The organism is Pseudoalteromonas sp. BSi20652, from assembly GCF_000239855.1.
GTDB lineage: Bacteria > Pseudomonadota > Gammaproteobacteria > Enterobacterales > Alteromonadaceae > Pseudoalteromonas.
Genome location: NZ_BADT01000151.1, coordinates 1 through 25,098, shown reverse-complemented (window position 1 = coordinate 25,098; position 25,098 = coordinate 1). Strand labels below are relative to the sequence as shown.

The 25,098-nt window shown below is 40.1% G+C and carries 18 protein-coding genes, 2 pseudogenes and 1 riboswitch; of the genes and pseudogenes, 8 read left to right on the top strand and 12 right to left on the bottom strand.

Annotated elements, in window-relative coordinates; genetic code table 11:
* The 3 genes and pseudogenes from P20652_RS06445 to P20652_RS06450 all read left to right on the top strand — a co-directional run bounded on the left by P20652_RS06445 (position 1) and on the right by P20652_RS06450 (position 3,969).
* Positions 1-549 carry a hypothetical protein gene (locus P20652_RS06445; protein ID WP_008170082.1) on the top strand — a complete coding sequence of 183 codons (549 nt, stop codon included), beginning with the start codon at positions 1-3 and terminating at the stop codon, positions 547-549.
* Positions 546-3,321: pseudogene (locus P20652_RS18520) on the top strand (ATPase). Before P20652_RS06445 ends, P20652_RS18520 begins: the two are co-directional and overlap by 4 nt.
* A gap of 96 nt (positions 3,322-3,417) precedes the next feature.
* Positions 3,418-3,969, top strand: a complete 552-nt coding sequence (locus tag P20652_RS06450) for a DUF4136 domain-containing protein (protein ID WP_008170075.1) — start codon at positions 3,418-3,420, stop codon at positions 3,967-3,969.
* A 232-nt stretch (positions 3,970-4,201) separates the two neighbouring features.
* Here P20652_RS06450 and P20652_RS06455 read toward each other — a convergent pair whose 3' ends face one another.
* Complete coding sequence (locus tag P20652_RS06455; protein ID WP_033017620.1) at positions 4,202-4,690, bottom strand: peptide-methionine (S)-S-oxide reductase; 489 nt, start codon at positions 4,688-4,690, stop codon at positions 4,202-4,204.
* A gap of 203 nt (positions 4,691-4,893) precedes the next feature.
* Here P20652_RS06455 and P20652_RS06460 point away from each other — a divergent pair, with 203 nt between their 5' ends.
* The gene (locus P20652_RS06460) at positions 4,894-6,750 is read left to right on the top strand and encodes a TonB-dependent siderophore receptor (protein WP_008170071.1); all 1,857 of its coding nucleotides are present in this window, start codon (positions 4,894-4,896) and stop codon (positions 6,748-6,750) included.
* Between the two features lie 450 nt (positions 6,751-7,200).
* Here the strand turns inward: P20652_RS06460 and P20652_RS06465 are convergent, their stop codons facing one another.
* Positions 7,201-7,464 carry a YkgJ family cysteine cluster protein gene (locus P20652_RS06465; protein WP_008170069.1) on the bottom strand — a complete coding sequence of 88 codons (264 nt, stop codon included), beginning with the start codon at positions 7,462-7,464 and terminating at the stop codon, positions 7,201-7,203.
* Between the two features lie 169 nt (positions 7,465-7,633).
* Between P20652_RS06465 and P20652_RS06470 the strand changes: the two genes are divergently transcribed.
* The 3 genes from P20652_RS06470 (at position 7,634) to P20652_RS06480 (ending at position 13,091) form a co-directional block, all read left to right on the top strand.
* Positions 7,634-8,812: an efflux RND transporter periplasmic adaptor subunit gene (locus P20652_RS06470; RefSeq protein ID WP_008170067.1), complete on the top strand. Its 1,179-nt coding sequence runs from the start codon at positions 7,634-7,636 to the stop codon at positions 8,810-8,812.
* A gap of 2 nt (positions 8,813-8,814) precedes the next feature.
* A complete protein-coding gene (locus P20652_RS06475) occupies positions 8,815-11,964 on the top strand; it encodes an efflux RND transporter permease subunit (protein ID WP_008170065.1) in 3,150 nt (1,049 codons plus the stop codon).
* A gap of 230 nt (positions 11,965-12,194) precedes the next feature.
* The gene (locus tag P20652_RS06480) at positions 12,195-13,091 is read left to right on the top strand and encodes a dienelactone hydrolase family protein (protein ID WP_008170063.1); all 897 of its coding nucleotides are present in this window, start codon (positions 12,195-12,197) and stop codon (positions 13,089-13,091) included.
* Between the two features lie 78 nt (positions 13,092-13,169).
* Here P20652_RS06480 and rhlP read toward each other — a convergent pair whose 3' ends face one another.
* From rhlP to P20652_RS06490, 3 genes are all read right to left on the bottom strand, one after another.
* On the bottom strand, positions 13,170-14,000 hold the full coding sequence (gene rhlP, locus P20652_RS06485) for a rhombotarget lipoprotein (protein WP_008170061.1): 831 nt from the start codon (positions 13,998-14,000) through the stop codon (positions 13,170-13,172).
* Between the two features lie 18 nt (positions 14,001-14,018).
* The gene (locus P20652_RS18515; protein ID WP_008170059.1) at positions 14,019-14,252 is read right to left on the bottom strand and encodes a hypothetical protein; all 234 of its coding nucleotides are present in this window, start codon (positions 14,250-14,252) and stop codon (positions 14,019-14,021) included.
* Between the two features lie 124 nt (positions 14,253-14,376).
* A complete protein-coding gene (locus P20652_RS06490) occupies positions 14,377-15,312 on the bottom strand; it encodes a LysR family transcriptional regulator (protein WP_008170058.1) in 936 nt (311 codons plus the stop codon).
* 133 nt (positions 15,313-15,445) lie between these two features.
* Here P20652_RS06490 and P20652_RS06495 point away from each other — a divergent pair, with 133 nt between their 5' ends.
* The gene (locus P20652_RS06495) at positions 15,446-16,102 is read left to right on the top strand and encodes a nitroreductase family protein (protein ID WP_008170057.1); all 657 of its coding nucleotides are present in this window, start codon (positions 15,446-15,448) and stop codon (positions 16,100-16,102) included.
* Between the two features lie 112 nt (positions 16,103-16,214).
* On the opposite strand, the gene P20652_RS18510 is transcribed toward P20652_RS06495, so the two are convergent.
* From P20652_RS18510 to dapB, 7 genes and pseudogenes are all read right to left on the bottom strand, one after another.
* Entirely contained in the window at positions 16,215-16,454 is a 240-nt protein-coding gene (locus tag P20652_RS18510; protein ID WP_033017617.1) for a hypothetical protein, read from the bottom strand.
* 156 nt (positions 16,455-16,610) lie between these two features.
* Complete coding sequence (locus P20652_RS06500) at positions 16,611-16,907, bottom strand: T6SS effector amidase Tae4 family protein (protein WP_008170054.1); 297 nt, start codon at positions 16,905-16,907, stop codon at positions 16,611-16,613.
* A 153-nt stretch (positions 16,908-17,060) separates the two neighbouring features.
* Positions 17,061-17,227, bottom strand: a riboswitch (FMN riboswitch).
* Between the two features lie 79 nt (positions 17,228-17,306).
* Positions 17,307-18,364: pseudogene (locus tag P20652_RS18505) on the bottom strand (S66 peptidase family protein).
* A gap of 239 nt (positions 18,365-18,603) precedes the next feature.
* A complete protein-coding gene (gene greA, locus P20652_RS06505; protein WP_008170048.1) occupies positions 18,604-19,080 on the bottom strand; it encodes a transcription elongation factor GreA in 477 nt (158 codons plus the stop codon).
* Positions 19,081-19,128: 48 nt separating this feature from the next.
* Entirely contained in the window at positions 19,129-22,347 is a 3,219-nt protein-coding gene (gene carB, locus P20652_RS06510) for a carbamoyl-phosphate synthase large subunit (protein ID WP_008170047.1), read from the bottom strand.
* A 16-nt stretch (positions 22,348-22,363) separates the two neighbouring features.
* Positions 22,364-23,500: a glutamine-hydrolyzing carbamoyl-phosphate synthase small subunit gene (gene carA, locus P20652_RS06515; RefSeq protein ID WP_008170046.1), complete on the bottom strand. Its 1,137-nt coding sequence runs from the start codon at positions 23,498-23,500 to the stop codon at positions 22,364-22,366.
* A 362-nt stretch (positions 23,501-23,862) separates the two neighbouring features.
* Positions 23,863-24,666 (bottom strand): 4-hydroxy-tetrahydrodipicolinate reductase, encoded by an 804-nt coding sequence (dapB, locus tag P20652_RS06520; RefSeq protein ID WP_008170045.1) that lies wholly within the window; start codon positions 24,664-24,666, stop codon positions 23,863-23,865.
* Positions 24,667-25,098: the final 432 nt, after the last annotated feature.

Below are 25,098 nucleotides of genomic sequence, written 5' to 3'. Positions count from 1 at the left end.
ATGACACACATAAACTTAGACGAGTTAACCCACTTACAAGCCATTAATAAAAAATTAGTAGCGGGTTATCACATTTGCGAGCAAGACAACGTAATGTGGCAAGAGCTTGATCAACACATTGACGAATACACCGCCCTATTTACGGCTTTAGGTCACGATTTAAAACACGACAGTCGTGGCTTTTACTACTTTGGTAGTGATGAAAGCACGCCTAATATGGGAAAAATATCGCGTGCTATCGCGCTTACTATTTATATTTTAATTGAGCATTACGCCAATACGGGTAAAGACCCAATGCGCGCATTGTTTGACGACGTAAGCGATTTAGAGCTCATGCAAACGCTGGTGCAAATTAACAAAAATTTGTTTGATCAGCTTGAGATATTTTCGGGATCAGATCTACGTAAAGACGTTTACCTGCGCATGGTGCGCTTAGGTTTAGCTCGCGAAGTAGAAGGTGGCTTTATGCTACAAGCGCCCATTCACCGCTATATTGATGCACTCATGGAAGTAAACGAAGAGACCTACCTAACAGAGGACGAGGAATGAAAAATCTATACGGACTAAGTAAACTCGCCCTACTTAACACCGCAGGCTATGCAAAATGTGTGATCCCGCTTGATAAAAGCAGCTCTATTTGCGCGCCAAATAACACAGGTAAAAGCTCGGTTATTAACGCCCTGCAGTTTCCGCTTATTAACGATTTACGCTTAACTGAATGGGACGGACACGATTTAGATGAAACCCGAAAGTTTTATTTCTCATCCGATCAGTCGTACATTTTACTCGAAGCTAACTTGCCTCATGGATCGGTAGTAATAGGCGTTGCGGGACTTGGTAAAATAGCCGGTTACGCGCATCAGTATTTTTGCTATCAAGGAAAGCTTGATTTAGAGCAGTACACGCAAGGTAAAACTATTATTAAATTTACCAAGCTGTTCAACCATTTAAAAGAGCTTGGCTACAATCCTATTGAGTTAAAAGCACAAGAGTTAAACGCGCTATTGACTGGCGGCGCAACCCCGTTCGATAGCGACATTAACTTAAAAATGATCCCGCTGAATAACGTGCAAGATTCAGCCATATATAAAGAAATATTTAGACGTATTCTTAACTTACACAAACTCGGCGCAAGCGATGTTAAACGCTTTATGCTGCGTGTGTTTGAGCGCCATATGTCGAACTCTAAGGTCGTATTTTTATGAAGTATGGCGCCGCTCGTTTGATAAAGTAAACCGTTCAAAACGCGAACTAAAAGCCCTTGAGTCAATGCAAGAGCCAATAGCCGCGCTTGAATCAATGCTTGAAAACCAAACGGTGCTTAAAGGTAAATTAGCGGCGTACGCGCCTAAAATTGACCAAGCACTGATTGATTTTGATACCTATCAAGAATCGCAACTCTCTGAGCTTGCCATAGCGCTTGAAGACATAGAGCACGAAAAACACGAGTTTGAGCAAAAGCAAAGCCTATACGTACAGCAATCGCGTGATATAGAGCGCAGACAAACACAAATTGAGCAGTGGTTTTTAGATTACGATGCGCTTAAAAGCGAATTTGAACTGGTAAATAAAGCCACGCTTAAAACCAGCCTGACTCAGTTAAAGCAAGATTACGAGTCGCTTTCGCACTCTATAACCAGCGCACAAGGGCAAAGCCTACACACGCTTGACTACCGTATTAGCGAAACACAAAAACAAATTAAGAGTTTAAAGCTTCAACTTAAAAACCTTGAGTTTAATTTGTTTACCCGTATGCGCGAAGACCTCTCGTTAAAAGAAGTAGAGGAAATATCGCGGATTTTAAACCCAGATATTCTCTCATTTGCAACCACCACTAATGGCGATATAACCATTGATGACGAAAACGCGTTTGGTGAATTTTTATCGCTATTAAGTGAAAACGTTAAAGGCGGCGTACTAACGCTACCGGGTGCGAGCATTAAGCTTAAAAAACTCTCGCCTGTGCAAATGCAAAGTGGTGAAAACAAAGAGCAATTAACCGCTCAGCTCAGTGCTCTTGAGCATTCACTTAAAGAGTTTAAGCAACAGCGCGATGTTGCAGCAAACGTTGCCGACAAGCAAAAAGAAAAAGACGCGCTATACGATGAGCTTATGAGCGCTGAGAGCGCGCTAAAACGCTTAGAGCAGTTTGAGATAATGCAGCAGTCGGTTGAAGCGCAAGCCATGCTAAAAGAGCAGTTATTAGCTGAGCGCGAACAAGTTGACGACTACCTGCAAGATATTCAAAAAAATAGTGGCTCAATTGCCGATCGCCGCTCGTTAATTAAATCAAAACAAGAGCAAATTAATCGCCAAACAGAGCGCTTGCGCCAAGTTAAAAGTGAGCGAATTGACCACACGCTTGATTTATACAGCGGTAAAGTAACCCCGTACATGATTGATATAACAGTCGACTTTGATAATTTAAGCGACCTTGTTCATCACTTTAATAAAGACTGCCAAGAGCTGCGTAATTTTGACATAAACGTACGTAATACCTATTTACATGTGTACAACGCAGGTATTACAAAATTCGACAACGAAAACGACGAATACACTAAATATCAAAAGCTTATAAGCGCCTTTCATAATATTGATAATGAGCGCGATGCTGTTGAGCGCCAAGCTCGTGTTGCGCTTACCGAAGTGGCTGCAACTATTAAAGGCTTACGAGAAGATTTAGACCGACTTCGCCGCGAAATGAATAGCTTTAATAAAGGCATAAGCCAGCACCGTATTTCAAATCTGCAAGCGTTTAAAATTAACGTCATACCGCGCAAAATGCTGGTTGATAGTATAGATACCATTATCAGCACGTCGCATCAGTTTGAGCAAGGCGACACCCTTGATTTACTAAGCCAAGAACCCTACAGCGAAAGCGCAATAAACGAAGCGAAAGATCACTTAATTAAACTCGCCTCAGATAAAGCGGGCTTAACGCTTACCGATTTATTTGATATTCGATTTGAAGTGGTTAACCGTGCAGGTGAAACAGAGCACTTTGAAAAAATAGACTCAGCGGGTTCAAACGGCACACGTATTACTATTAAGTTATTGTGTGGCATGTTGTTTATTCGTTACTTATTAAGCGATCAGGAACAAAACCTGTACCGTATACCTATTTACATAGATGAAGCGGCCGACATTGACCCACAAAATCAAAAGGCAATTATAGAAACCGCACTAAGCTTTGGTTTTGTGCCTATATTTGCCTCAGTTAAACCGCAAATAAGTTGTGACTACATAGTGCCGATTCGTTCGGTAAAAGACGGTGCACAAAACTGGGTGGATGAAAAAGATTGGATTGAAGTTGAACATTAAACAAAGTAATTAGACTAATATTTAGGACGTTTAAATAATACACATTTAAACTATGTGTGTTATTTTAACTTAATGCATTTTATTGGAGCAAACGTAATGAAAAATATACTTATTGTTGCAGCGCTAGCACTACTTACTGCCTGTACACACACCCCTGATTGGGATTACGATAAATCAGCCAACTTTAGTAATTTTAAAACATTTGCTTGGGTAGAAAACGCCAGCCTAACTAAAGACACCAACAACTACCAAATTAACGGCTTAATGGAAAAACGAGTTCGGGCTGCAGTAAATAATGAACTGAGCCAAACATTAGGTATGAGCTTAGTTGATGCAGCGCAAGCTGATGTACTTGTTAATTATCATGCATCGGTTGATAAAGAACTTGAAATAGACACGTTTAGCGCAGGTTACCGCCATAATTGGGGTTACTGGGGAAGTGGCTTTCAAAAAGATACAACCGCGCGTGAATACGAAGTGGGTACACTGATCATCGATATTGTAGACCGTGAATCTAAGCAGCTAGTATGGCGCGGCGCAAAAGAAGGTCGATTAAAGAAAAATCAATCGCCAGAAAAGCGTGAAGCATCAATTAATAAAACAGTAAGCGAAATTTTAAGTAACTTCCCGCCGCAAAAACAGCAGTAAGTTAAAAGTTAGTTTTTAAAAAGCTCACAGTATGTGAGCTTTTTTTGTAGGCACTTGTTTTTATAGGTTTTTAAAATAAAGTAATTACGAGCTGCGCTCGTTACGTCAGCAAGCTGCACGTATACAAAAATACCGGATTAAATTTTAACCTTGTAGGCGCTAAGCTTACTTGCGCGAGAAGCGATAGCTTCTAATTACTTACCTTTACCTAACGCTATATACTGCATTAAATTTACGATTTATATTTATGCAGTAATTCAAGCGGTATATGACAGTAGTCATCGGGATGATTAGTTAGACGGTCTTGATGCTCTGGATCGCTTGGTACGTAATTGGTTAACTGCTCTACCTCTACTACAATTTTATCGGCATCGCTGCGCTGGCTTATATAATTGCTTGCTGCATCTAAATGAGTGTGGTTTGTGCTGTAAATGCCCGTACGGTATTTAGGGCCTTTATCTGTCCCTTGTTCATTAGTGCTGTATGGGTCAATAATTTCAAAAAAATAATCAAACAGCTTATTTGAGCTAACGACTTTTGGGTCAAAAATGACCTTTACGCATTCTGCATAACCATCGTATTCGCCTTGTGTGGTTTTACTTGTACCATTAGCGCGCCCTGCTTCAGTACTTATTACACCTGGTAAGTGCTTCATAAATTCTTGCACTCCCCATAAGCACCCGCCGGCAAAATAAAGCGTATTGTGTTGTTGAACTGTCATCGTTTATCTAACTCAATAAAGTTAATTAAAAATACAGGTGTATTGTAACGCGTTAATTATACAAATGATTATCAAATGCAGATTTTTATAATTACTGTACAATAGCGCACAAGATTACACTGGCTAATTTAAACTAACCCACCAAGCCTATACCGGCTTCATATAGTTTTTATCAGTGTCCAAAACACATTATGAGATACAACATGAATCGCACTGAGCATTTTATATTTTCTGCACTGTTGTGCAGCGTTACACCTTTTTCTTATGCACAAGCTACAACCAACACCGAAACAGCAATAGAACAAATAACAGTAGAAGCATCGGCCACTGCAAATAAATTGCCTGTAGGCACCTTTGACTCTCCCGTTTCTAATTTAGAATACGACCCACGCGTTGATTTACAATCACGTAATATGGCAGAAGCGCAAGCTGATGTAACAATTCGTGGCGGTATTTTCGAAAACACGGGCTTTAGAGTCGGCAGTGCTACCCTACTAGACCCTCAAACAGGTCATTATGTTGCGGAGCTCCCAATTGCACCGCAAATGCTAACAGGCCCCTACATTTTAACCGGAGCCGACAATGCCTTAAATGGAATGAACAGCTCTGTGGGATCGATTTCGTTTGGTTTTAAACCCATCATAACTGGCGGTAACGTATCTGTTGGCACCGGTACAAACGATTTTAATTTGCAAAGTATTTATGCAGGAATAAGCACAGAAGTTGATGACGCTAAAAATTGGAAACTGGGCTTTGAGGGCGAATACTCTCACTCTCAAAGTGACGGTTCAATAGAAAACGGCGATCACGATTTTAACCGCGCCTCTGCTCGTATACAGTTAATTGGTGCGGATTCACAAACCGATATATTGTATGGGTCACAAGAAAAGTTTTTTGGCTGGCCAAATATGTACACGCCATTTGGCGTAAACGAAACCGAAGAGCTAGAAACCCGCTTATTAATGCTTAACCACCAGCAAAATTACGCAGACAACAGCCATTTTGAGGTGTCTGCCTATTACAGAAAACACAACGACCATTATGTATTTTCTCGTGAGAACCCGAGCGCATTTGAAGCCTTTCACGAAACCAAAGTAAAATCGATTGCGGTATCAGGAAGCCATGAGCAAAGCACTGAGTTTTCTGTTAATTATTCAGCGCAATACATTGAAGATGAAATAGAATCGACCACGCTAGAAAATAATTTCACCTCACGCACATACTATAAACTGAGCGTATTGCCTGAGTATAAAGTCGACCTTAAACAAAATCAGCTATTAACACTTCGTCTCGGTGCGGCTTTTGACGACACGAACCGAGATGACTCTGAGTTATCACTTATTGGCGATATTACGCTAAACACTCAAAACAGTGATGGCTCTGAGCAATCACTTTACTTATCTTACGCACAAGCGAGCCAAGTTGCAGGCTACACCGCTATTGGTGGTAGTGAGCAAGGCGGTTTATTTAGAAGTAATTACAACCTTGAACGCGAAACCACTAAAAACCTAGAACTTGGTTATTTAATGCAAGAGCAAACCTGGAAACTTAATTCAGCGGTTTTTTATCGTGAAGATAATAACTTAACTGATTGGACTTTTAGTTTTGATTCTACCTCTGCCCGCTTTGCTAATCCGGTAGATATAGACGCCACGGGTGTTGAATTTTTTGCAACTAAGTATTTTGATACAACCGAGCTCATTGCAAGCTATACCTACCTTAATAAGTCAGAAAACTATGGTGATGCAGATATAGACGCCAGCTTTTACGCATTAAACTTTCCTGATCACCGTGTTACTTTAGGCGCAATTTGGACACCAAATGACCTAATAGAAATGAGAGTTGATAACGAGTGGCGAAAACAGCACGAAAACGCACTACGCAGCGGCAAAGACACCGCATTATTTACACAATTGTCGCTAAAAATTACGCCAACCGTAATCAACAATTTATTTATTACGTTAGCTGCAGACAATGTATGGGATGAATCGTTTGAAGAAATACCAGGCACACCAGGGCGCGGTGAGCAATACACACTAAGCGCAACGTATAGCTGGTAGAAATTAAATTCGGCGTTTATAAACTTAATGTATACCTTAGTTTGTAAACGCTGTGTTGGTTTATAAAAAAACGACTTTTAGGCAAAAAATATTGCACAAATAGAAGCAAATGAGGAGTAAATAAGAACAACAAAAGCCAAAAAGCTTTAAACTAATTACTCTAAAAGCGCAGCGCCTCTTACCCTCTTTGTGAATCGTTAACTTTAATGGGCTTCAAGCAGCAAAAGTAGCGCGTTTTATATAACGCAAAGCTAATAAACGCACAAAGAGAAGCAAATGAGGAGTAAATGAGAAAAACAAAAGCCAAAAAGCTTTAAACTAATTACTACTCTTAAAGCGCAGCGTCTCTTACCCTCTTTGTGAACATTTCACTTTTTTGCTTCTAGCAATCACGTAATCGCGCAATATATTTTTAGATAAATGTAACTATGTGTGTATTGAACACACCAGCTAGGTTAATTGCTCAAGCTCGGTAATAAGCGCTAGAGCCTGTGCATTTGTTGACCCACACACATCAACTGTAGCACTAAAATCACTGCATACTTTTGGCCGAGATTCATCGCCAAATAACTTACATAAATTTCGTTCATCTAGCTGAATACAACGTTCTCCGGCCTTTTTGCCATTTGGCATACCTGGAATAGGCGAACTAATACTTGGCGCAATACAACATGCGCCGCAGCCTAGCCTGCAACTCATCGATTCGGTTTTCATAATATCCTCTGAATAAAAAACACTTACTTTAATTCCTTTTTAGGAACGTAATTAGCCGTATGTTGAGTTGTAATGTACATATGTAATGCCTTGTTACATCTTAAAACGCCTTGTAAACACTTTATTGCGTATTATTGATCTGTCACCACCAATTATTAAGGAATGCCTTGTGGCTACTACAAAACAAATAATACTCCCAATTGCTGTTTTAGCAGGCGGTATTGCTTTAGCTTTCGCCTTTATGGCAATGAAAAAACCACCCGAAGAAAAGCCAGAGCAAGATTTACGCCCTTTAGTTGCAACACAAAGCATGCTTTTAGATTCTATAACGCTCGATGTTAAATCGTACGGCATTGTTAAACCAAAGGACCGTACCGAGCTAATAGCGCAAGTTAGTGGGCAAGTTATTTCGGTATCAGATCAATTTGTTGAAGGCGCGTTTGTAAAGCAAGGCGATATTTTAGCACGAATTGATGCAAATGATTACGAGGCAGACTTTATTGAAGCGCAAGCAGGTTTAGCACAAGCAAGCTCAGCACTTGAAATAGAACGCGCACAAGCACATGTAGCAAAAGCTGAATGGGAGCGTATTAAATCGGACTCAAGCGACGCTATTGCCTCAGAACTTTATTTACGTAAACCACAACTGGCCGAAAAATTAGCGCGTTACCGCTCTGCTCAAGCAAGTGTTAAACGTGCTAGCCGTAATCTTGAACGTACTTATATTAAAGCCCCATACGATGCCATTATTAATGAACGCACAATTAGCTTGGGTTCAGTAGTAAACCCAGGTAATAGTTTTGGTGCATTGAGTGCAACCTCAGTTGCAGAGGTACGTTTACCCGTTGCCGACCAAGAACTACAATATTTAAAAAATGGCGGCGTAGGCTCAAATGTTACATTTAACGCAGAATACGCGGGTAAGCAAACAATGTGGCAAGCCAAAGTAATTCGCACCGAAGGTGTGGTTGATCAAACAAGCCGTATGAGCTACTTGGTTGCACAACTTGCAACACCTTATGGCGATAAAACACGCCCTCTTCGTTTTGGTTCATACATTAACGCTACCATTGAAGGTCGCCCGCTTGATAACGCAATTATTGTTGCGCATCATTTAGTTAAAGATAATAAAATTGTAATTTTAAATGACGATTTAACATTATCGTTTAAAACTCTCAATATTATACGCGAACAAAACGGCATGATTATAGCTAGCCAAGGGCTAAAAAATGGCGAGCAAATTATTACCTCAGCGCTTGAGTATCCAACTGAAGGTATGGCAGTAAAAGTTGAAGATATTGCGCCTGATAAAACTGATGTAACTCAACTTGCTCTGAAAGAGGGATAATCATGAACACTCGTGAAACAGGTTTAATAGCATGGTTTGCCCGAAATCCCGTTGCTGCAAACCTACTAATGATATTTATATTAGTAGGTGGTATTTTAATGGCAATGACCATTCGCAAACAAATGTTCCCACAGTTTGAAAGTAACTGGATAAGCGTACAAGCGGTTTACCCAGGTGCAGCCCCGCAAGAAGTTGAAGAAGGCATAACCATAAAAGTTGAGGAAAACCTCGAAGGTATTGAAGGCATTAAACGCCTAATTACTTACTCTAACCGTGGTTTTTCACAAGCGTGGATTGAAATAGAAGAACAATACAACCCACAAGAAGTACTTGATGAAATTAAAGTACAAGTTGATTCAATAAACACCTTTCCTGCGGGGATGGAGCGCCCTGTTGTTCGCCGCGATAAGTTTGAGCAAGAAGTAATGATACTCGCACTTTATGGCGACATGAGTAACTACCAGTTAAAAGAGCTTGGTAACGATATAAAAGATGAGCTACAAGCGCTGCCTAACGTGAATCTTGTTAATTTTAACGGCGGTTTAGAGTACGAAATTGGTATAGAAGTCAGCCCAGATAAACTACGTGAATATGGCTTAACATTTAGAGATATTGCAGGCGCTGTACAAAACTTTTCGGCCAATATGTCGGCGGGGCAAATACGCTCTGAAAACGGTTATATTTCGATGCGTGTTGAAAAACAAGCCTACCGTGGCTTTGAGTTTGAAAAACTTCCCCTTATTACCCTTGCTGATGGCGCACAAATTTATTTAGGCGATGTAGCAACCATTAACGACGGCTTTGAAGAAGGTCTACAATATTCAAAATACAATGGTAAAAACTCACTCTCGTTTGAAGTTAACGCATCAAAAGATCAAGACATTACCGATGTAGCAAAAGTACTTAAAAGCTACATGGCAACTAAAGAGCCAATTTTACCTGCAGGCGTTAAGCTCTCTCCTATTGTTGATTTAACTTACTACCTTGAAGGTCGACTTGATATGATGGTCGATAACATGATTTGGGGTGGCTTGTTAGTAATGATAGTGCTGGCACTATTTTTACCGCTACGCTTAGCATTTTGGGTAATGATGGGCTTACCGGTTTCGTTTTTAGGCGCCTTTTTGTTTATGCCTATTGGCTTTTTAGATGTAACAATTAACCTAGCCTCTCTTTTTGCCTTTATACTTGTGCTCGGGATTGTTGTTGATGACGCCATAGTTGTGGGCGAGTCAGCCAGTGCCGAAATAGAAAAATACGGCCATACACTTGATAACGTAGTACGCGGCGTAAAACGTGTTGCGATGCCAGCAACCTTTGGTGTACTAACGACTATTGCGGCATTTTTACCTCAAACACTCGCAACCGGCCCTGGCGCTGCTTTTTCTAAGGCCATTGGTGGCGTGATTATTTTATGCTTGATTTTTTCACTCATTGAATCAAAACTTATTTTACCTGCGCATATTGCAGCAATGAACCCACGTAAACCAAACCCTAAAAACCCATTACATCGTTTGCGTATGGTGATTGATAGTGGTTTAAAAGGCTTTGTAAATAACTACTACCTTCCTTTTGTTAGCCGCTGTATTCATTATCGCTATACCGTAATTGTTGGCTTTATGTGTTTGCTTATTGTAAGCGCAGGTATGTTTGCAGGTGGTTTAGTTAAGTTTGTACCAAACCCTAAAATACCGCACGACTTTCCACGTATTGATATTGAAATGAACCTTGCTTCATCTGAGCAAGCAACGCTTGAAACCGCACGTAAAATAGAAAGCGTGTTGTTAAAGGTCGATCAGCAACTACAAGAGCAATACGGTAAACCGATGATCCGCGATTTATCGGTAAGTCTGCGCGGACGAACGCAAGCAAATATTATGGCCATTTTGGTAGAGCCTGATTTACGCCCTATCGATACCTTTGCCCTAAGTGCATTATGGCGTGAGCAAATGCCCGCTTTACCAGGCATTAAAACCATGACCATTCAAGACAGTATAATGAATGGCGGTCGAGATGATGGCGACGTTAGCTTTAAACTTGAAGGCAAAAATGCTGACGAGCTAAAAGAAGTGGCTGGTAAATTAAAAGCCAAATTACAAACAATGGAAGGCGTTGGCGACGTAAACGATTCAATGCAAAGCGCTACCGACGAAGTGCAACTTGATTTAAAACCACTCGCTTACAGCATGGGTTTAACGCTTGCTGATGTCGCATCGCAAGTTAGCTTTAGTTACTACGGCTTAGAAGCGCAGCGAATATTGCGTGAAGGCGAAGAAATTAAAGTCATGATTCGCTATCCAGAAGACGAACGTAACTCAATAAGTGACATCGCAAGTGTGCGTATTATTACGCCTACAGGCGCTGAAGTACCGCTAAGTGAAGTAGCCGAAGTTAAGCTGGTTGACGGTGTAAACCGTATTCGCCGCGAAAACTCTAAACGTACTGTAAATGTATGGGCTGCGGTAAATACCGACCAAGCCGAACCATTTGCTATTGCAGAAGAAATTCGTGATGAATACTTACCAACATTACTTAAAAGTTACCCTGGCGTTACAAGTGATGTAGCTGGGCGCATTCAAGAAGAAATGGATAGCGCTTCAGAGCAGCTTCGTGATTTTGGTATATCAATGATGATTATATTTGCCTTGTTAGCCATTCCGCTTCGATCTTACTCGCAGCCACTTATTATAATGTCGGTTATTCCGTTTGGTGTAGTGGGCGCGATGTTTGGGCATATGATTTTAGGTATGACCATGAGTAGCTTATCGATGTTTGGCATAATTGCTGTAGCGGGTGTGGTCGTAAACGATTCCCTCGTTATGGTTGATTTTGTAAACAAAGCACGCGCTGAAGGTGTTGCGATTAAGGATGCTGTAATGCAAGCCGGTGCTCGTCGCTTTAGAGCGATATTACTTACCTCAATCACTACCTTTATTGGTGTAATGCCAATTATTTTTGAAACGAGTTTACAAGCTAAAATTGTTATCCCAATGGCTGTATCACTTGCTTTTGGTGTGTTATTTGCCACAGTAATTACACTGATACTTATACCGTGCCAGTATGTTGCACTAGAAGATGCAAAACGATTAGTACGTAAAATGCGTGGCAAGCCACCACTAGTAGATGCCCAACCAGCGCCTACTAATAGCTAAATTAAGTAACATCCCAACCAAAAAAGCTCGGCATATTATATGCCGAGCTTTTTATTAATACTTTAAAAATAACCTTCAACTATTTGCTAATACTGTCTCTACTTCCCATTGTTTAACAAGCAGGATTAATTAACAGTCCTAATAATTGATAGAAATATTGCTCGTTTTTTATCCCTAATACGTTATGGTATTTAAATAACAAATAAACATAATAAAATTAAGGAACAGCCATGAATACATCTCCCTCTGATCACATTCCTCAAGAAGCCTTTGATTGGTATGACGAATACGCTCACGGTTTAATGGATCGTCGTACATTTATGAAAAAACTCGGTGGTCTTGCTGCGCTTGGCTTTTCGATGGCTGTACTTACCTCAGCATTATTACCTAATTACGCATTGGCTGAACAAGTGTCGTTTAATGACGATGATATTAAAGCAACGTACGAAGAATTTGATTCGCCAGACGGGCACGGTAAAGGTAAAGGTAAAGGTTACTTAGCAGTTCCAAGCAAAATTGAGGGTAAGTTGCCTGTTGTTTTAGTTATTCACGAAAACCGTGGTTTAAACCCTTACATAAAAGATGTAGCAAGGCGCTTAGCCAAAAAAGGGTTTATTGCCTTTGCACCCGATGCACTCTTCCCGCTTGGTGGTTACCCGGGCAATGACGATGAAGGCCGTGCAATGCAACGCACCATGGACAGAGCTAAAATTCAAAACGACTTTGTAGCCGCTGCTCACTTTTTAAAAGCGCATCCTAACAGTAACGGTAAGTTAGGCGCCGTAGGCTTTTGTTTTGGGGGTTATATTGTTAATTACTTAGCAGCCGTTGATAGTGATTTACTCAGCGCTGGCGTGCCTTTTTATGGTACTCCTGCCAGTGAAAGTTTACGTAAAAACATAAAAGCACCATTAATGATTCAATTGGGCGAGCTTGATAAACGTGTAAACGCGTCGTGGCCACAGTACGAACAAGATTTAAAAGCTAATAACGTTGAATACACTATGCATATGTATAAAGGGGCAAATCATGGTTTTCATAATGACTCGACAGGTCGCTATGATAAGGACAATGCCGAGCTTGCATGGCAACGTACCTTATCGTTTTTTAATGAAAAATTAAGCTAGGTACCAAAAAAAACGCCGCATAAGTGAATAATGTGGCTTTTTAAATTTAAGTATTTAACGACTTAGTTATGTAGAGATTTAGCTATTTATGTTTCTGCGCTTTAAAACAAGTAGCGATGTTAAAAACAGAAAAAATACACTAAACGCCCCTGCACTGCTCGAGCCATCTTTATTTTCTATTTTTGCAATTTTTTCTTCTTTAACACGTGTTTTAAACCTTGCTAGTTCTGCATCTAAATTAGTACTCATATCACTAACCGCTAGATTAAAACCTTCAGCTGACTTTTCAGATAACGTTTCATCAATACCTATTGCTGTTGTTCTTTTTTCAAGCTTACTTATACCAGGTGCTCTAAATAGCATTTTTCTACTTTTAATATCAAAAACAGCTGTATCCACAAAGGTTTGAATTGTATTTTCATTACCTGGAATAACGTACATACCCACTATTGTCCAATAAAGTAAGGCTGCATTATTTTCATAAGATTGCGTAACTTGATCATATGAAACCAGTGCCATTACATCTACATCGTAAAGCCTCCCGACTTGCTCGAGTGTTGCGAAGCCTTCACCCCCTTTTAAATAGGTACTTGGTATAACTTCAATGCGGTCAATGTAATCATATTGTAGAAATGACTTTTTTACTTTTTCGAGTAACTCGACTTGGTTTTGGGTTTCTAACCCGTCTGGCTGCCAGTTTTTAGACGGTACAAATGCAATTCCGACGGTAACAGGGAGTTTTAAAACAGGTATTTCAGGTTTATAGGTAGAGCGGCTTTGTTGATCAGGATATAAGAAATCCATTAAGCTACTAGATTGCGTATTTTTACCTGTATTGTTACTCACAAACGAACTACAAGAAGCAAGTAAGGTCGCCATAAAAATAATTATATATTTATTAATTCTCATATTTATTCCTTTTTATTTTTAATTTAATTCAGTTACGTGCCAAAGCTCACCTGATGGTCCCCATAAGTAAATAACGCTACCCCAAGGTTCTTGTTTTATACCCTCAAAGCGGATATCAAAACCGTTTAGGTTACTAATGAGTTCGTATGCTTTGCCTATATTTAACACACAAAGTTGCAGCATTAAGTTTTCAGCAAACGTTTTATTATAATAACGCTGTAAAAAGAACGTACATTCGCCAAAAGTACACACACATAAATCATTTGAGGCATCTTCAACCTTAAATTCAAGCGCTTAATAAAAGCGCTGAGATTGCTCATAATTTTTACAGGGAATAAAAATTCTAATATCGTCAACTTGCATAACTCTTCCTTAATTAGCTCAGTACGCTTTTATCAATAATTCCTTTATTGACCAACTGCTGCAAAATAGCCTGTGATTTTGCTCTGCATTCATCACGAAGTAAACGCACCGCTGGGGTTATTGACTGCCTACTTGGGCAAATAAGCCAAAGTTCACCACCAATATGTTGGTATTTTGGCATTACAGTAACCACTTTGTCATTGAGTAAATCATCGGCCATATCTAGAGCCGACTTTACAGCCAAGCCTTTACCCGCAACGCACCAGCGCCTTACTAAATCACCATCGTTTGAGGCGCGCCTGCCATCCATTTTAACTTTATATTTTGACTCACCATCAGTAAATTCCCACGTATTATTTATAATATCCTGCAACTGATAAAACAAACCTTGATGGGACGCTAAATCATCGGGATGCACAGGAGTCCCATTTTGTAAGAGATATTCGTCAGTTGCACATAATAAACGCGGTACGTTACAAATTTTAAAACCATAAACGCTAGCATCACTAGGTGAGCCATAACGAAGTGCTATATCAACTGAATCGCGATAAAAGTCGATATTACTATCACTAATATGCGTTCTTAAACTTAACTTTGGGTAAGTGTCCATAAGTTCATCAATCCATGGGATCACTAGGTTACGCCCTAAGTCAGATGAAAGGGCTACACGCAATTCCCCTTCTATTTCGTCGTGCTCACCTTTAAGGTTTTGCTTTGCGAGCTCAAGCACTGCTAGAGCCTGTTCACATTGTGGTATGTAGCGCTCTCCAGCAGCCGACAACCTCAAATAACGAGTGGTACGGATAAATAGCTCACTACCAAGCGCTGACTCAACACGTTTAATAGCAGCACTTGCTGTGGCTGTACGCATATCTAACTTAGCAGCTGCAAGCGTAATACTTCTAAACTCAGCGACTTTTAAAATAAGTTTTAAATCTTCTATGTTCATATTATCTATTTATATTTGATAATGATTCAATAATTATGCTGTTTATCTAATGCAAAGCAAGCTGTATTATCTTCGCATAAAGTAATTAACACGTACTTTTAATCGCAAACCCTATAACTTTTGGAGATTAAAAATGGCTCACCCAATTATTAATGACTTAGAAAAACGCTACACTGCAAAACGTTACGACGCCACTAAGCGCGTATCGCAAGACGATTTAGCCGTTATTTATGAGGCTATGCGATTGTCTCCTTCATCTATTAACTCGCAGCCTTGGAAGTTTATAGTTATTGAATCTGATGAGGCTAAAGAGCGTATGCATAGTACATTTGCTAATAAATTTGCGTTTAACCAGCCACACATTAAAACAGCTTCGCATATAATATTATTTGCTCACAATCCTAAATATACCCGCGATGATTACGCACAAGTAATCGATGCAGATATTAAAAATGGTCGTACTAAAACAGAAAATCGTGAACAAGCTTTTGGCGCTTTCGCGTTTGTTGATATGAATACTGATGAGCAAGGCAATAACGCACAGTGGACAAAAGCACAGACGTACATTGCACTGGGTAACACTATGCATGTAGCGGCGCGTTTAGGCATTGACTCAACTCCAATGGAAGGCGTAGATGCACAGCTGATTGGCGAAGTTTTTGAAAAAGAACTCAATGGTTACGTATGCGATGTAGCATTAGTACTTGGCTACCATGATAGCGCTGAAGATTATAATGCTAAGCTACCTAAATCTCGCTTGGCAAAAGAGCAAGTTATTCAGATTTTATAAGTAATACTATATTAATAACAGTTTTCAATTAAACCACTTATTTTAATAAGTGGTTTTTATAATCAGTAAGGTATATGGAGTAAGCGAGAAAACTGTACTACCCTCTCATAGATTAATATTGGACAAATTGTTGATAAAACTTTTCATCTAAACCAATATCAGTACACACTAAACCTTTATCTTTCAATTTAGATAGAGAAAATTTATTACTAACGACTATAACAGCCTGATATTCCAGTGAACATCTATCACTCTCTTTTACTGGCCATCTTTTTAATTTCTCTAATTTAGCCGGGGCTCCAGAAATAATATAAATTTTACTTTCATTAAATTGAAAAAAATTTCTTGCCATTTTCAGTTTTGACTAATGAGCATGGAGGTGACAACTTTAGTTTTTCACTATTATTGTCCATTGACACTTCGCAAATTTCAGCATCCAAAAGTATGCTAGCGTTTATATTTGAACAAGAAAATAAAAGTAACATAGAGCTAAATGTTAATTTATTTCTCATACTAAAATTTCCCAAAACCAGATCTCATCACCTAAATTCAGCCAATCTGTGTTACCACCTTTTAGGTACTCCCCATCCCATAAGTCAATGTGATCAGTACTACCCCAGCCATTCATTATAAATATAATTCCTTTTTTATCTTTCAACTTGGATAAAGCGCCCCCTTTAATTACTTTTTTAGTACCAAATGCAGTGCTGCGAGGAGAGTCAATCCAATTTGCAAGCTGCTGAGCTACCAAAATATGTCTAGGACTATGCTTTAAACCAGGGTAGCACCGGCGTTGAGGATACATACTATCAAAATAGCTTAAATAAAATAACAAAAAGCAGCGCACACTGTTATACCAGCGGCATTAAATTAGTGACCTATTATAACGCTAAAAAATAGCTCACTTAACGCGATACAATGATCGCGTCTTTAATAAAATTGGTATTAGTATAATGAGCCATATTCTCTTTCATCCGGACTGTAACCGTCGGCTCTGGCATCTCATCAGATCTGCTTGACCTTTACTGAACCTAGGTTAAATAAAGCGCTCGCGGGCTCGTTTAAGTTATAAATAACAATAAACATACCGCTGGTAGGGAATTTCACCCCGCCCTGAGAATTTACTTTTATAACTAAAGCGCTATAAAAGTGGGCTTATTATACCCTTTAACCTAATTACTCATCAAAGATAAGGAGTCAACCTCTAACAAAGCTCGGTATTTAATGAAGCTTTAACTACTTTACCTTCATTTAGTTCAGCGGTAATTGTACAAGTAGCGCCGTTTACTAAATTTAAGTTAGGTGGAACATGACCTATATCGGCATCAAAAATTACAGGGAATAAACACCCACCTAGTGCAACATCAAGCGCGTGGCGGTAATCAAAAGAAGTATCTTGACCTTGAGTGATTTCGCTACGACCGATAATAATACCGTTTATATCGTCAAATATACCCGCGAGTTTTAATGAGAGTAAAAATCGTGCAACGGTTGTTGGCGTCAGCTCTGAGTTTTCTAGGTATAAAATAAGCCCTTCGGGTGCACTGTGCTTTTTAAATTCATGTAGTGCCAAAAATGGAGAATCGAGCAATAAGCCAACGGTGTCTAAACACCCACCAAATAAGCGACCCGACATTTCAATAGTGCGTGCATCAAAGTAATTTAAACACTGCCATTGTGTAGGCTCGGTGTAATCAAACAATGCATTGGGAGTTTGTGCGTAATCAAGTCTGTTTTTTTGATAACACGATGACGGTGCTTGCTCAAACTTGCTACCCGCTTCATAACTCAGTGTTTCAAATATTTGCAGGCAATAAGGGCTTTTTTCATCAGGATGTAACTGCATAAGATTAGCACTGTGTAATGTTGCCCATTGGCACCTAGCAGTAAGTGCACATGCAATGGTGCTAACATCTGAGAACCCAACAAGCCATTTAGGCTTTGCTTCTTTAATTGCGTTAAAATCAAGTAGGGGCAGTATTTCCATTGCCAACTCGCCACCAAATGGAGGCATAATTACATCTATCTCATCATCTAATAAAAACCCATTAACTGCTGAGCGTGCGCTTTAGCATTAAGCTGTCCATGCGGTTTGCTTTGACGTAAAAACTCGCCTTCAACAACCTTATATCCTCGATGTTTTAATCCATTAATAACTATGTCTAACCGTTCATGATATTTAGCTTTTACACCCGCAGAAAGCGAACAAATTGCTATTTTTGATCCTACTTTTAAAGGCGCTGGGTAAAGTATATTAGCCATATATTTTCCTTTTTAGAGAATACGTTAATACCAATTACATTAAATCAGTGAGTTATTTGATGCGCTAAATGCTCATGTTTTTAATAAGTTGATATAATTACCTACTATATCAACATAGACCATATTTATAGAATATGAATACTGTACAAACGCGCCTACCATGAAAGGTTAAATTACAGGCATAAAAAACCGATGTAATTACATCGGTTTTTATTTAAAACGTTAAAGTGAGTTATACGTTAAAGATACTCAACTTCAATGATTTCGTACTCAACGATACCTTTTGGCGTTTGAATAGACACAGCATCATCCATTTGTTTACCAATTAAGCCACGTGCAATCGGTGAATTAACAGAAATTAAATTGTTTTTAATGTCTGCTTCATCATCGCCTACAATACGGTATTTTACTTCAGCATCAGTATCTACATTTACTATAGTTACTGTAGTACCAAAAATAACTTTTCCCGTATTTGGCATTTTAGTTACGTCAATTATCTGAACATTTGAAAGTTTAGCTTCAATTTCTTGAATACGACCTTCACAAAAACCCTGTTGCTCACGCGCAGCGTGGTACTCAGCGTTTTCTTTTAAGTCACCGTGTTCACGCGCAACAGCAATGTCGGCGATAATTCTTGGACGGGTAACTGTTTTTAATTCGTTAAGCTCTTTGCGCAGTAGATCTGCGCCACGAACTGTCATCGGAATTGATTGCATACTTTTCTCACTTAACACCAAGGCCCTAGTTGGCCTTGGCACATTTCCTTAGTTCAATCGCAGGTGTAGCTCTTGAACTGACGTTACTTTACTACGGTCATCTGCTTTGTTAGCAGTACAGTTAGCAAAAGCCGCGTTCAAGGTTGTCGTATAGTTGGTTTTATTTTGCAATGCACCACGACGTAACACCTTCGAATCTTCGATCGCTTGGCGACCTTCGGTGGTATTAACGATATAGCTGTACTCTTTATTCTTGATATAATCAAGAATATGTGGGCGGCCTTCATATACTTTGTTTACACGTCGTACTTCAATGCCAGCTTCTTCAAGAGCTTGTGCCGTGCCACCTGTTGCGTCAAGTTCAAAACCTAAGTCGGTCATGATTTTGGCTAATTCAACAATACGTGGCTTATCGCTATTACGAACAGATAATAGCGCGCGACCACCGCGTGGTAAAGTGTTGCTTGCACCTAATTGTGCTTTTGCGAATGCTTCGGCGAAAGTATCACCAATACCCATCACTTCACCCGTTGAACGCATTTCAGGACCACGGATTGGATCCACTCCCTGAAACTTAGCAAATGGTAAAACAACTTCTTTAACACTGTAATAAGGAGGGATCACTTCTTTAGTAATACCTTGGCTTGCTAAAGACTGCCCTGCCATACAACGAGCCGCCACTTTTGCAAGCGCTACACCGGTTGCTTTTGATACAAACGGTACAGTACGTGCAGCACGCGGGTTAACTTCAATTAAATATACTTTGCCATCTTTCACTGCAAACTGTGTATTCATCAAGCCAACAACACCAAGCTCAAGCGCCATGTCGGTTACTTGCTTGCGCATTACATCTTGCACTTCTTGCGATAAAGAATGTGCTGGTAATGAACATGCTGAGTCACCTGAGTGAACACCCGCTTGCTCAATGTGCTCCATGATACCGCCGATGATTACTTGCTCGCCGTCACAAATTGCGTCAACGTCAACTTCAATTGCGTTATCTAAGAAACGATCCAGTAATACAGGTGCTTCGTTTGATGCTTGTACAGCTTCGGTCATGTAGCGACGTAAATCATCTTCGTCGTATACAATTTCCATTGCACGACCACCTAGTACGTACGACGGGCGCACAACTAATGGGAAACCAATTTCAACTGATTTAAGTAGTGCTTCTTCAGTTGAAGTTACTGTAGCATTTTCTGGCTGAAGTAAGTTCAAACGCTCAACAAGTTGTTGAAAGCGTTCGCGGTCTTCTGCACGGTCAATCGCATCAGGTGAAGTACCAATCACTGGTACGCCATTGGCTTCAAGCTCACGCGCTAGCTTAAGTGGTGTTTGACCACCGTACTGTACGATAACGCCTTTTGGCTTTTCAACACGTACGATTTCGAGTACGTCTTCAAGCGTAATTGGTTCAAAGTATAGTCTGTCTGATGTATCGTAATCGGTAGATACCGTTTCAGGGTTACAGTTAACCATAATAGTCTCAAAACCGTCTTCGCGAAGCGCAAGCGAGGCATGTACACAACAGTAATCAAACTCAATACCTTGACCGATACGGTTTGGACCACCACCAATAACCATGATTTTATCACGATCTGTTGGGTTAGCTTCACACTCTTCATCGTAAGTTGAATACATGTAAGCAGTGTCTGAGCTAAATTCTGCGGCGCACGTATCAACACGTTTGTATACTGGCACGATGTTTAATAAATGACGTTTTTTACGAATTTCAGCTTCAGATACACCTGCAATTTCAGCTATACGCGGATCTGCAAAGCCTTTACGTTTAAGTTTACGTAGGAAATCGGCATTTAAACCAGCCATACCTACTTCACCAATTTTTGCCTCGTCTTTTAAAATATCTTCTATTTGTACTAAGAACCAGCGGTTAACTTTAGTCAGCTCATAAACATCATCAACGCTCATACCATGGCGCATTGCATCGGCAATGTACCAGATACGCTCAGCACCTGGTTCGCGTAATTCGCGGATGATTTTTTCTTTCGCTTTAGGGTCATCAAGTGCAACTATTGGGTTAAAACCTGTTGCGCCCACTTCAAGGCCACGTAATGCTTTTTGTAATGACTCTTGTTGGTTACGACCAATTGCCATTACTTCGCCAACCGATTTCATTTGCGTAGTTAAGCGGTCGTTAGCACCGGCAAATTTTTCAAAGTTAAAGCGAGGAATTTTTGTTACAACGTAGTCGATTGAAGGCTCAAAAGATGCTGGAGTTTTACCGCCAGTAATATCATTTTGTAGCTCGTCAAGCGTATAACCTACTGCTAGTTTTGCTGCAATTTTAGCAATTGGGAAACCCGTTGCTTTTGATGCAAGTGCAGATGAACGTGATACGCGTGGGTTCATCTCAATGATAACCATACGGCCATCTTCAGGATTAATACCAAACTGTACGTTCGAACCGCCAGTTTCTACACCAATTTCACGTAATACCGCCATAGAGGCGTTACGCATAATTTGGTATTCTTTGTCGGTTAGCGTTTGCGCTGGTGCAACGGTGATTGAATCGCCAGTGTGAACACCCATAGGGTCAAAGTTTTCAATGGTACAAACAATAATACAGTTGTCGTTTTTATCACGTACAACTTCTGTCTCGTACTCTTTCCAACCAATGAGTGATTCATCAATTAGTAATTCGTTCGTTGGTGATAAATCTAAGCCACGTTCACAAATTTCTTCAAACTCTTCTAAGTTATACGCCACACCGCCGCCGGTGCCGCCCATAGTAAAAGAAGGCCTGATAATACATGGTAAACCAATGCGCGTTATGATGTCTTTGGCTTCATCCATAGAGTGAGCAATCTCAGCACGAGGACATTCAAGACCAATATTTTTCATTGCTACGTCAAAGCGTTCACGGTTTTCTGCTTTGTCGATTGCATCCGCCGTTGCACCAATTAGCTCAACGCCGTGCTTAGCCAGCACACCGTGCTTGTCTAAATCAAGTGCACAGTTTAAAGCTGTTTGACCACCCATTGTAGGCAGTACTGCATCTGGCTTTTCTTTTTCAATAATTTTTTCTACCACTTCCCAGTGAATGGGTTCGATGTAGGTTGCATCGGCCATATCAGGGTCGGTCATGATAGTTGCAGGGTTTGAGTTAACTAATATAACTCTGTAGCCTTCTTCCCTAAGTGCTTTACACGCTTGAGCACCAGAGTAGTCAAATTCACAAGCTTGACCAATTACAATTGGGCCTGCGCCTAAGATAAGAATGCTTTTTATGTCGGTACGTTTTGGCATTATTACTCCAGTTAAATTAGTGTTTACGCGCTTGCATCAAATCGATGAAGTGGTCAAATAATGGGGCTGCATCGTGCGGACCAGGGCTTGCTTCAGGGTGACCCTGGAAGCTAAACGCAGGTTTATCAGTACGATGAATACCTTGAAGCGTTCCGTCAAATAACGATTTGTGCGTGGCACGAAGCGTACTTGGCAGGCTTGACTCTTGAGCTGCAAAACCATGGTTTTGAGCTGTGATCATAACTACATCGCGGTCTAGGTCTTTAACTGGGTGGTTAGCGCCGTGGTGGCCAAATTTCATTTTTTCTGTTTTAGCACCTGAGGCAAGGGCTAATAACTGATGACCTAAACAGATACCAAAAATTGGTGTGTCGGTTTCTAAAAAGGTTTTAATTGCATCAATAGCGTAAGTACATGGCTCAGGATCGCCAGGGCCATTAGATAGGAAGATACCATCAGGGTTTAAAGCCAGTACGTCAGCGGCTGGGGTTTGCGCTGGTACGACTGTAAGTTTACAGCCACGGTCTACAAGCATACGTAAAATATTACGCTTTACACCGAAATCGTAGGCAACAACATGAAACTTTTCATCAGCAGCATCAAGGGTTTTAAATCCTTCGCCTAATGTCCAGCTTGATTCGCGCCACTCAAAATTTTCCTTGGTTGAGACAACTTTTGCTAAATCCATGCCTTTTAAGCCTGGGAAGGCTTGCGCGGCTTGTAGCGCTTTATTTTCGTCTAGCTCGTCGCCAGCAATAATACACCCGTTTTGTGCGCCTTTATCACGCAAAATTCGAGTTAACTTTCTGGTGTCGATGTCCGCAATACCTAAAATATTACGTTCTTTTAAGTAATCATCTAACGATTGCTCGTTACGAAAATTACTTGCTAGCAGTGGCAAATCACGGATCACTAGGCCTTTAGCCCAAATTTGATTCGCTTCTTCGTCTTCGCTGTTGGTACCCGTATTACCGATATGTGGGTACGTCAAAGTTACGATTTGTTCCGCGTATGATGGATCAGTCAAAATTTCTTGATAACCAGTCATAGACGTATTGAATACTACTTCACCGACTGACATGCCGTCAGCGCCGATTGCAGTACCGCGAAACACTGTGCCGTCTTCTAGGACTAACAGAGCGGATTTAGTCAAGTTAAACCTCCTAACAGTAAAAAACGGGAGTAAGCAATTGCTTAACACCCCGCCAATACCCAGAGGGATCGTCAAAACCAGATTTTTGTGAGCTTAAATTATTTTACGCAGTCTCAAATGATGTAGATGTAAAGCACTAAACCGTCAATCATTTTTTCTTGCCTAAAACTATTTTCATTCCCACTGAAACCCTGGATTTACTAGCCACTTGGGTATAATTGGAAACACGCATTTAGTAATTTTTGGCAAATTGGCTGCATATTACATTAAGTTAGCTTTTAGGTCTAACATTATTTAGTAAGTTGTAATAAATAAGTGCTTTTAGCTAAAATTAGAGCCAAACACCTAAAATAGACACTAAACTACTTTAAATCGAGTACATCTTGCATATCATAAAGTCCTGCTGGTTTGTTTTTCAACCAGCCTGCAGCTCTTATAGCACCTAGTGCAAAGGTCATTCTTGAACTCGCTTTGTGGGTTAATTCAAGCCTTTCGCCCATTGTAGCGAAGTATGCGGTATGTTCACCTACTATATCGCCCCCTCTTAGGACCGAATAACCAATTTCGTTTTGCGATTTAGCCGTTTCCACTTGGCTACGGTCATATACTGCAACCTCATCATGGTCCCAGCCTTTAGCGTGTGCAATTGATTCTCCAATGGCTAATGCAGTGCCCGATGGTGCATCGATTTTATGACGATGATGCGCTTCAAATATTTCGATGTCTAAATCATCGCCAAATTTAGTCGCTGCGGTTTGCACAAGGTTCAGTAACACATTAACGCCTACACTGAAGTTTCGCGCAAATACAATAGGAATATGCTTTGCGGCATCGTGTAATAAACTCATATCGTCACTGGTTAAACCCGTTGTGCCAATAACCATAGGGATTTTTTGTGTTACCGCCGTTTTTAAATGGTTTTTCATACCAGCAGGAAGTGTAAAGTCGATTAAAACATCTACATTATCTATTGTGGTTTCTTCGCTAAAGCTAACACTGTTATCGGCTGCACTATTTACTTGGTTTACATTAATACCTAATAACGATGAACTGCTACGAACGTATGCACCTGTAAGTTGTGTTTGCTCTTTAATTGTCGCGGCTTCTAATAGAGCTAAGCCCATTCTACCGTTAGCACCAAAAACACCTATTCGATTTGTAGTCATGGTTTTTACCTAATTTAATTTGAATCCGTTTATTAGCCATACATCCTGTGCATTGCAAATACGCGCTTGGGCATTTTTATGCAGCTGGACAAATATTAATCGCTGAAAATAGCGTTACTTTGTAGATATTATCTAAAAGTCATGCAATAGTCAGGTACCCCTTTAATTAAATAATAATAACAATACCAGTTTACTTTAGCCATCTATACATTTAAACTTCTCTTTCGCGTCGATTTGGTCTTTGGCTTGCGGGCGCTGCACTCTCCTAATTTTGTTATTGATTAACATATTAGGTAGATTTGCTAAATTCAGCTAAAAGAGGAATTTTGGCTGTTGTAAATTAACTGGTTTCGAGGATTATGATGCAGCCATCATTTAACAAAAACAGAGCAATACTTTCTTTACTCCCCTACTAACCTTTGTGGCACTTTT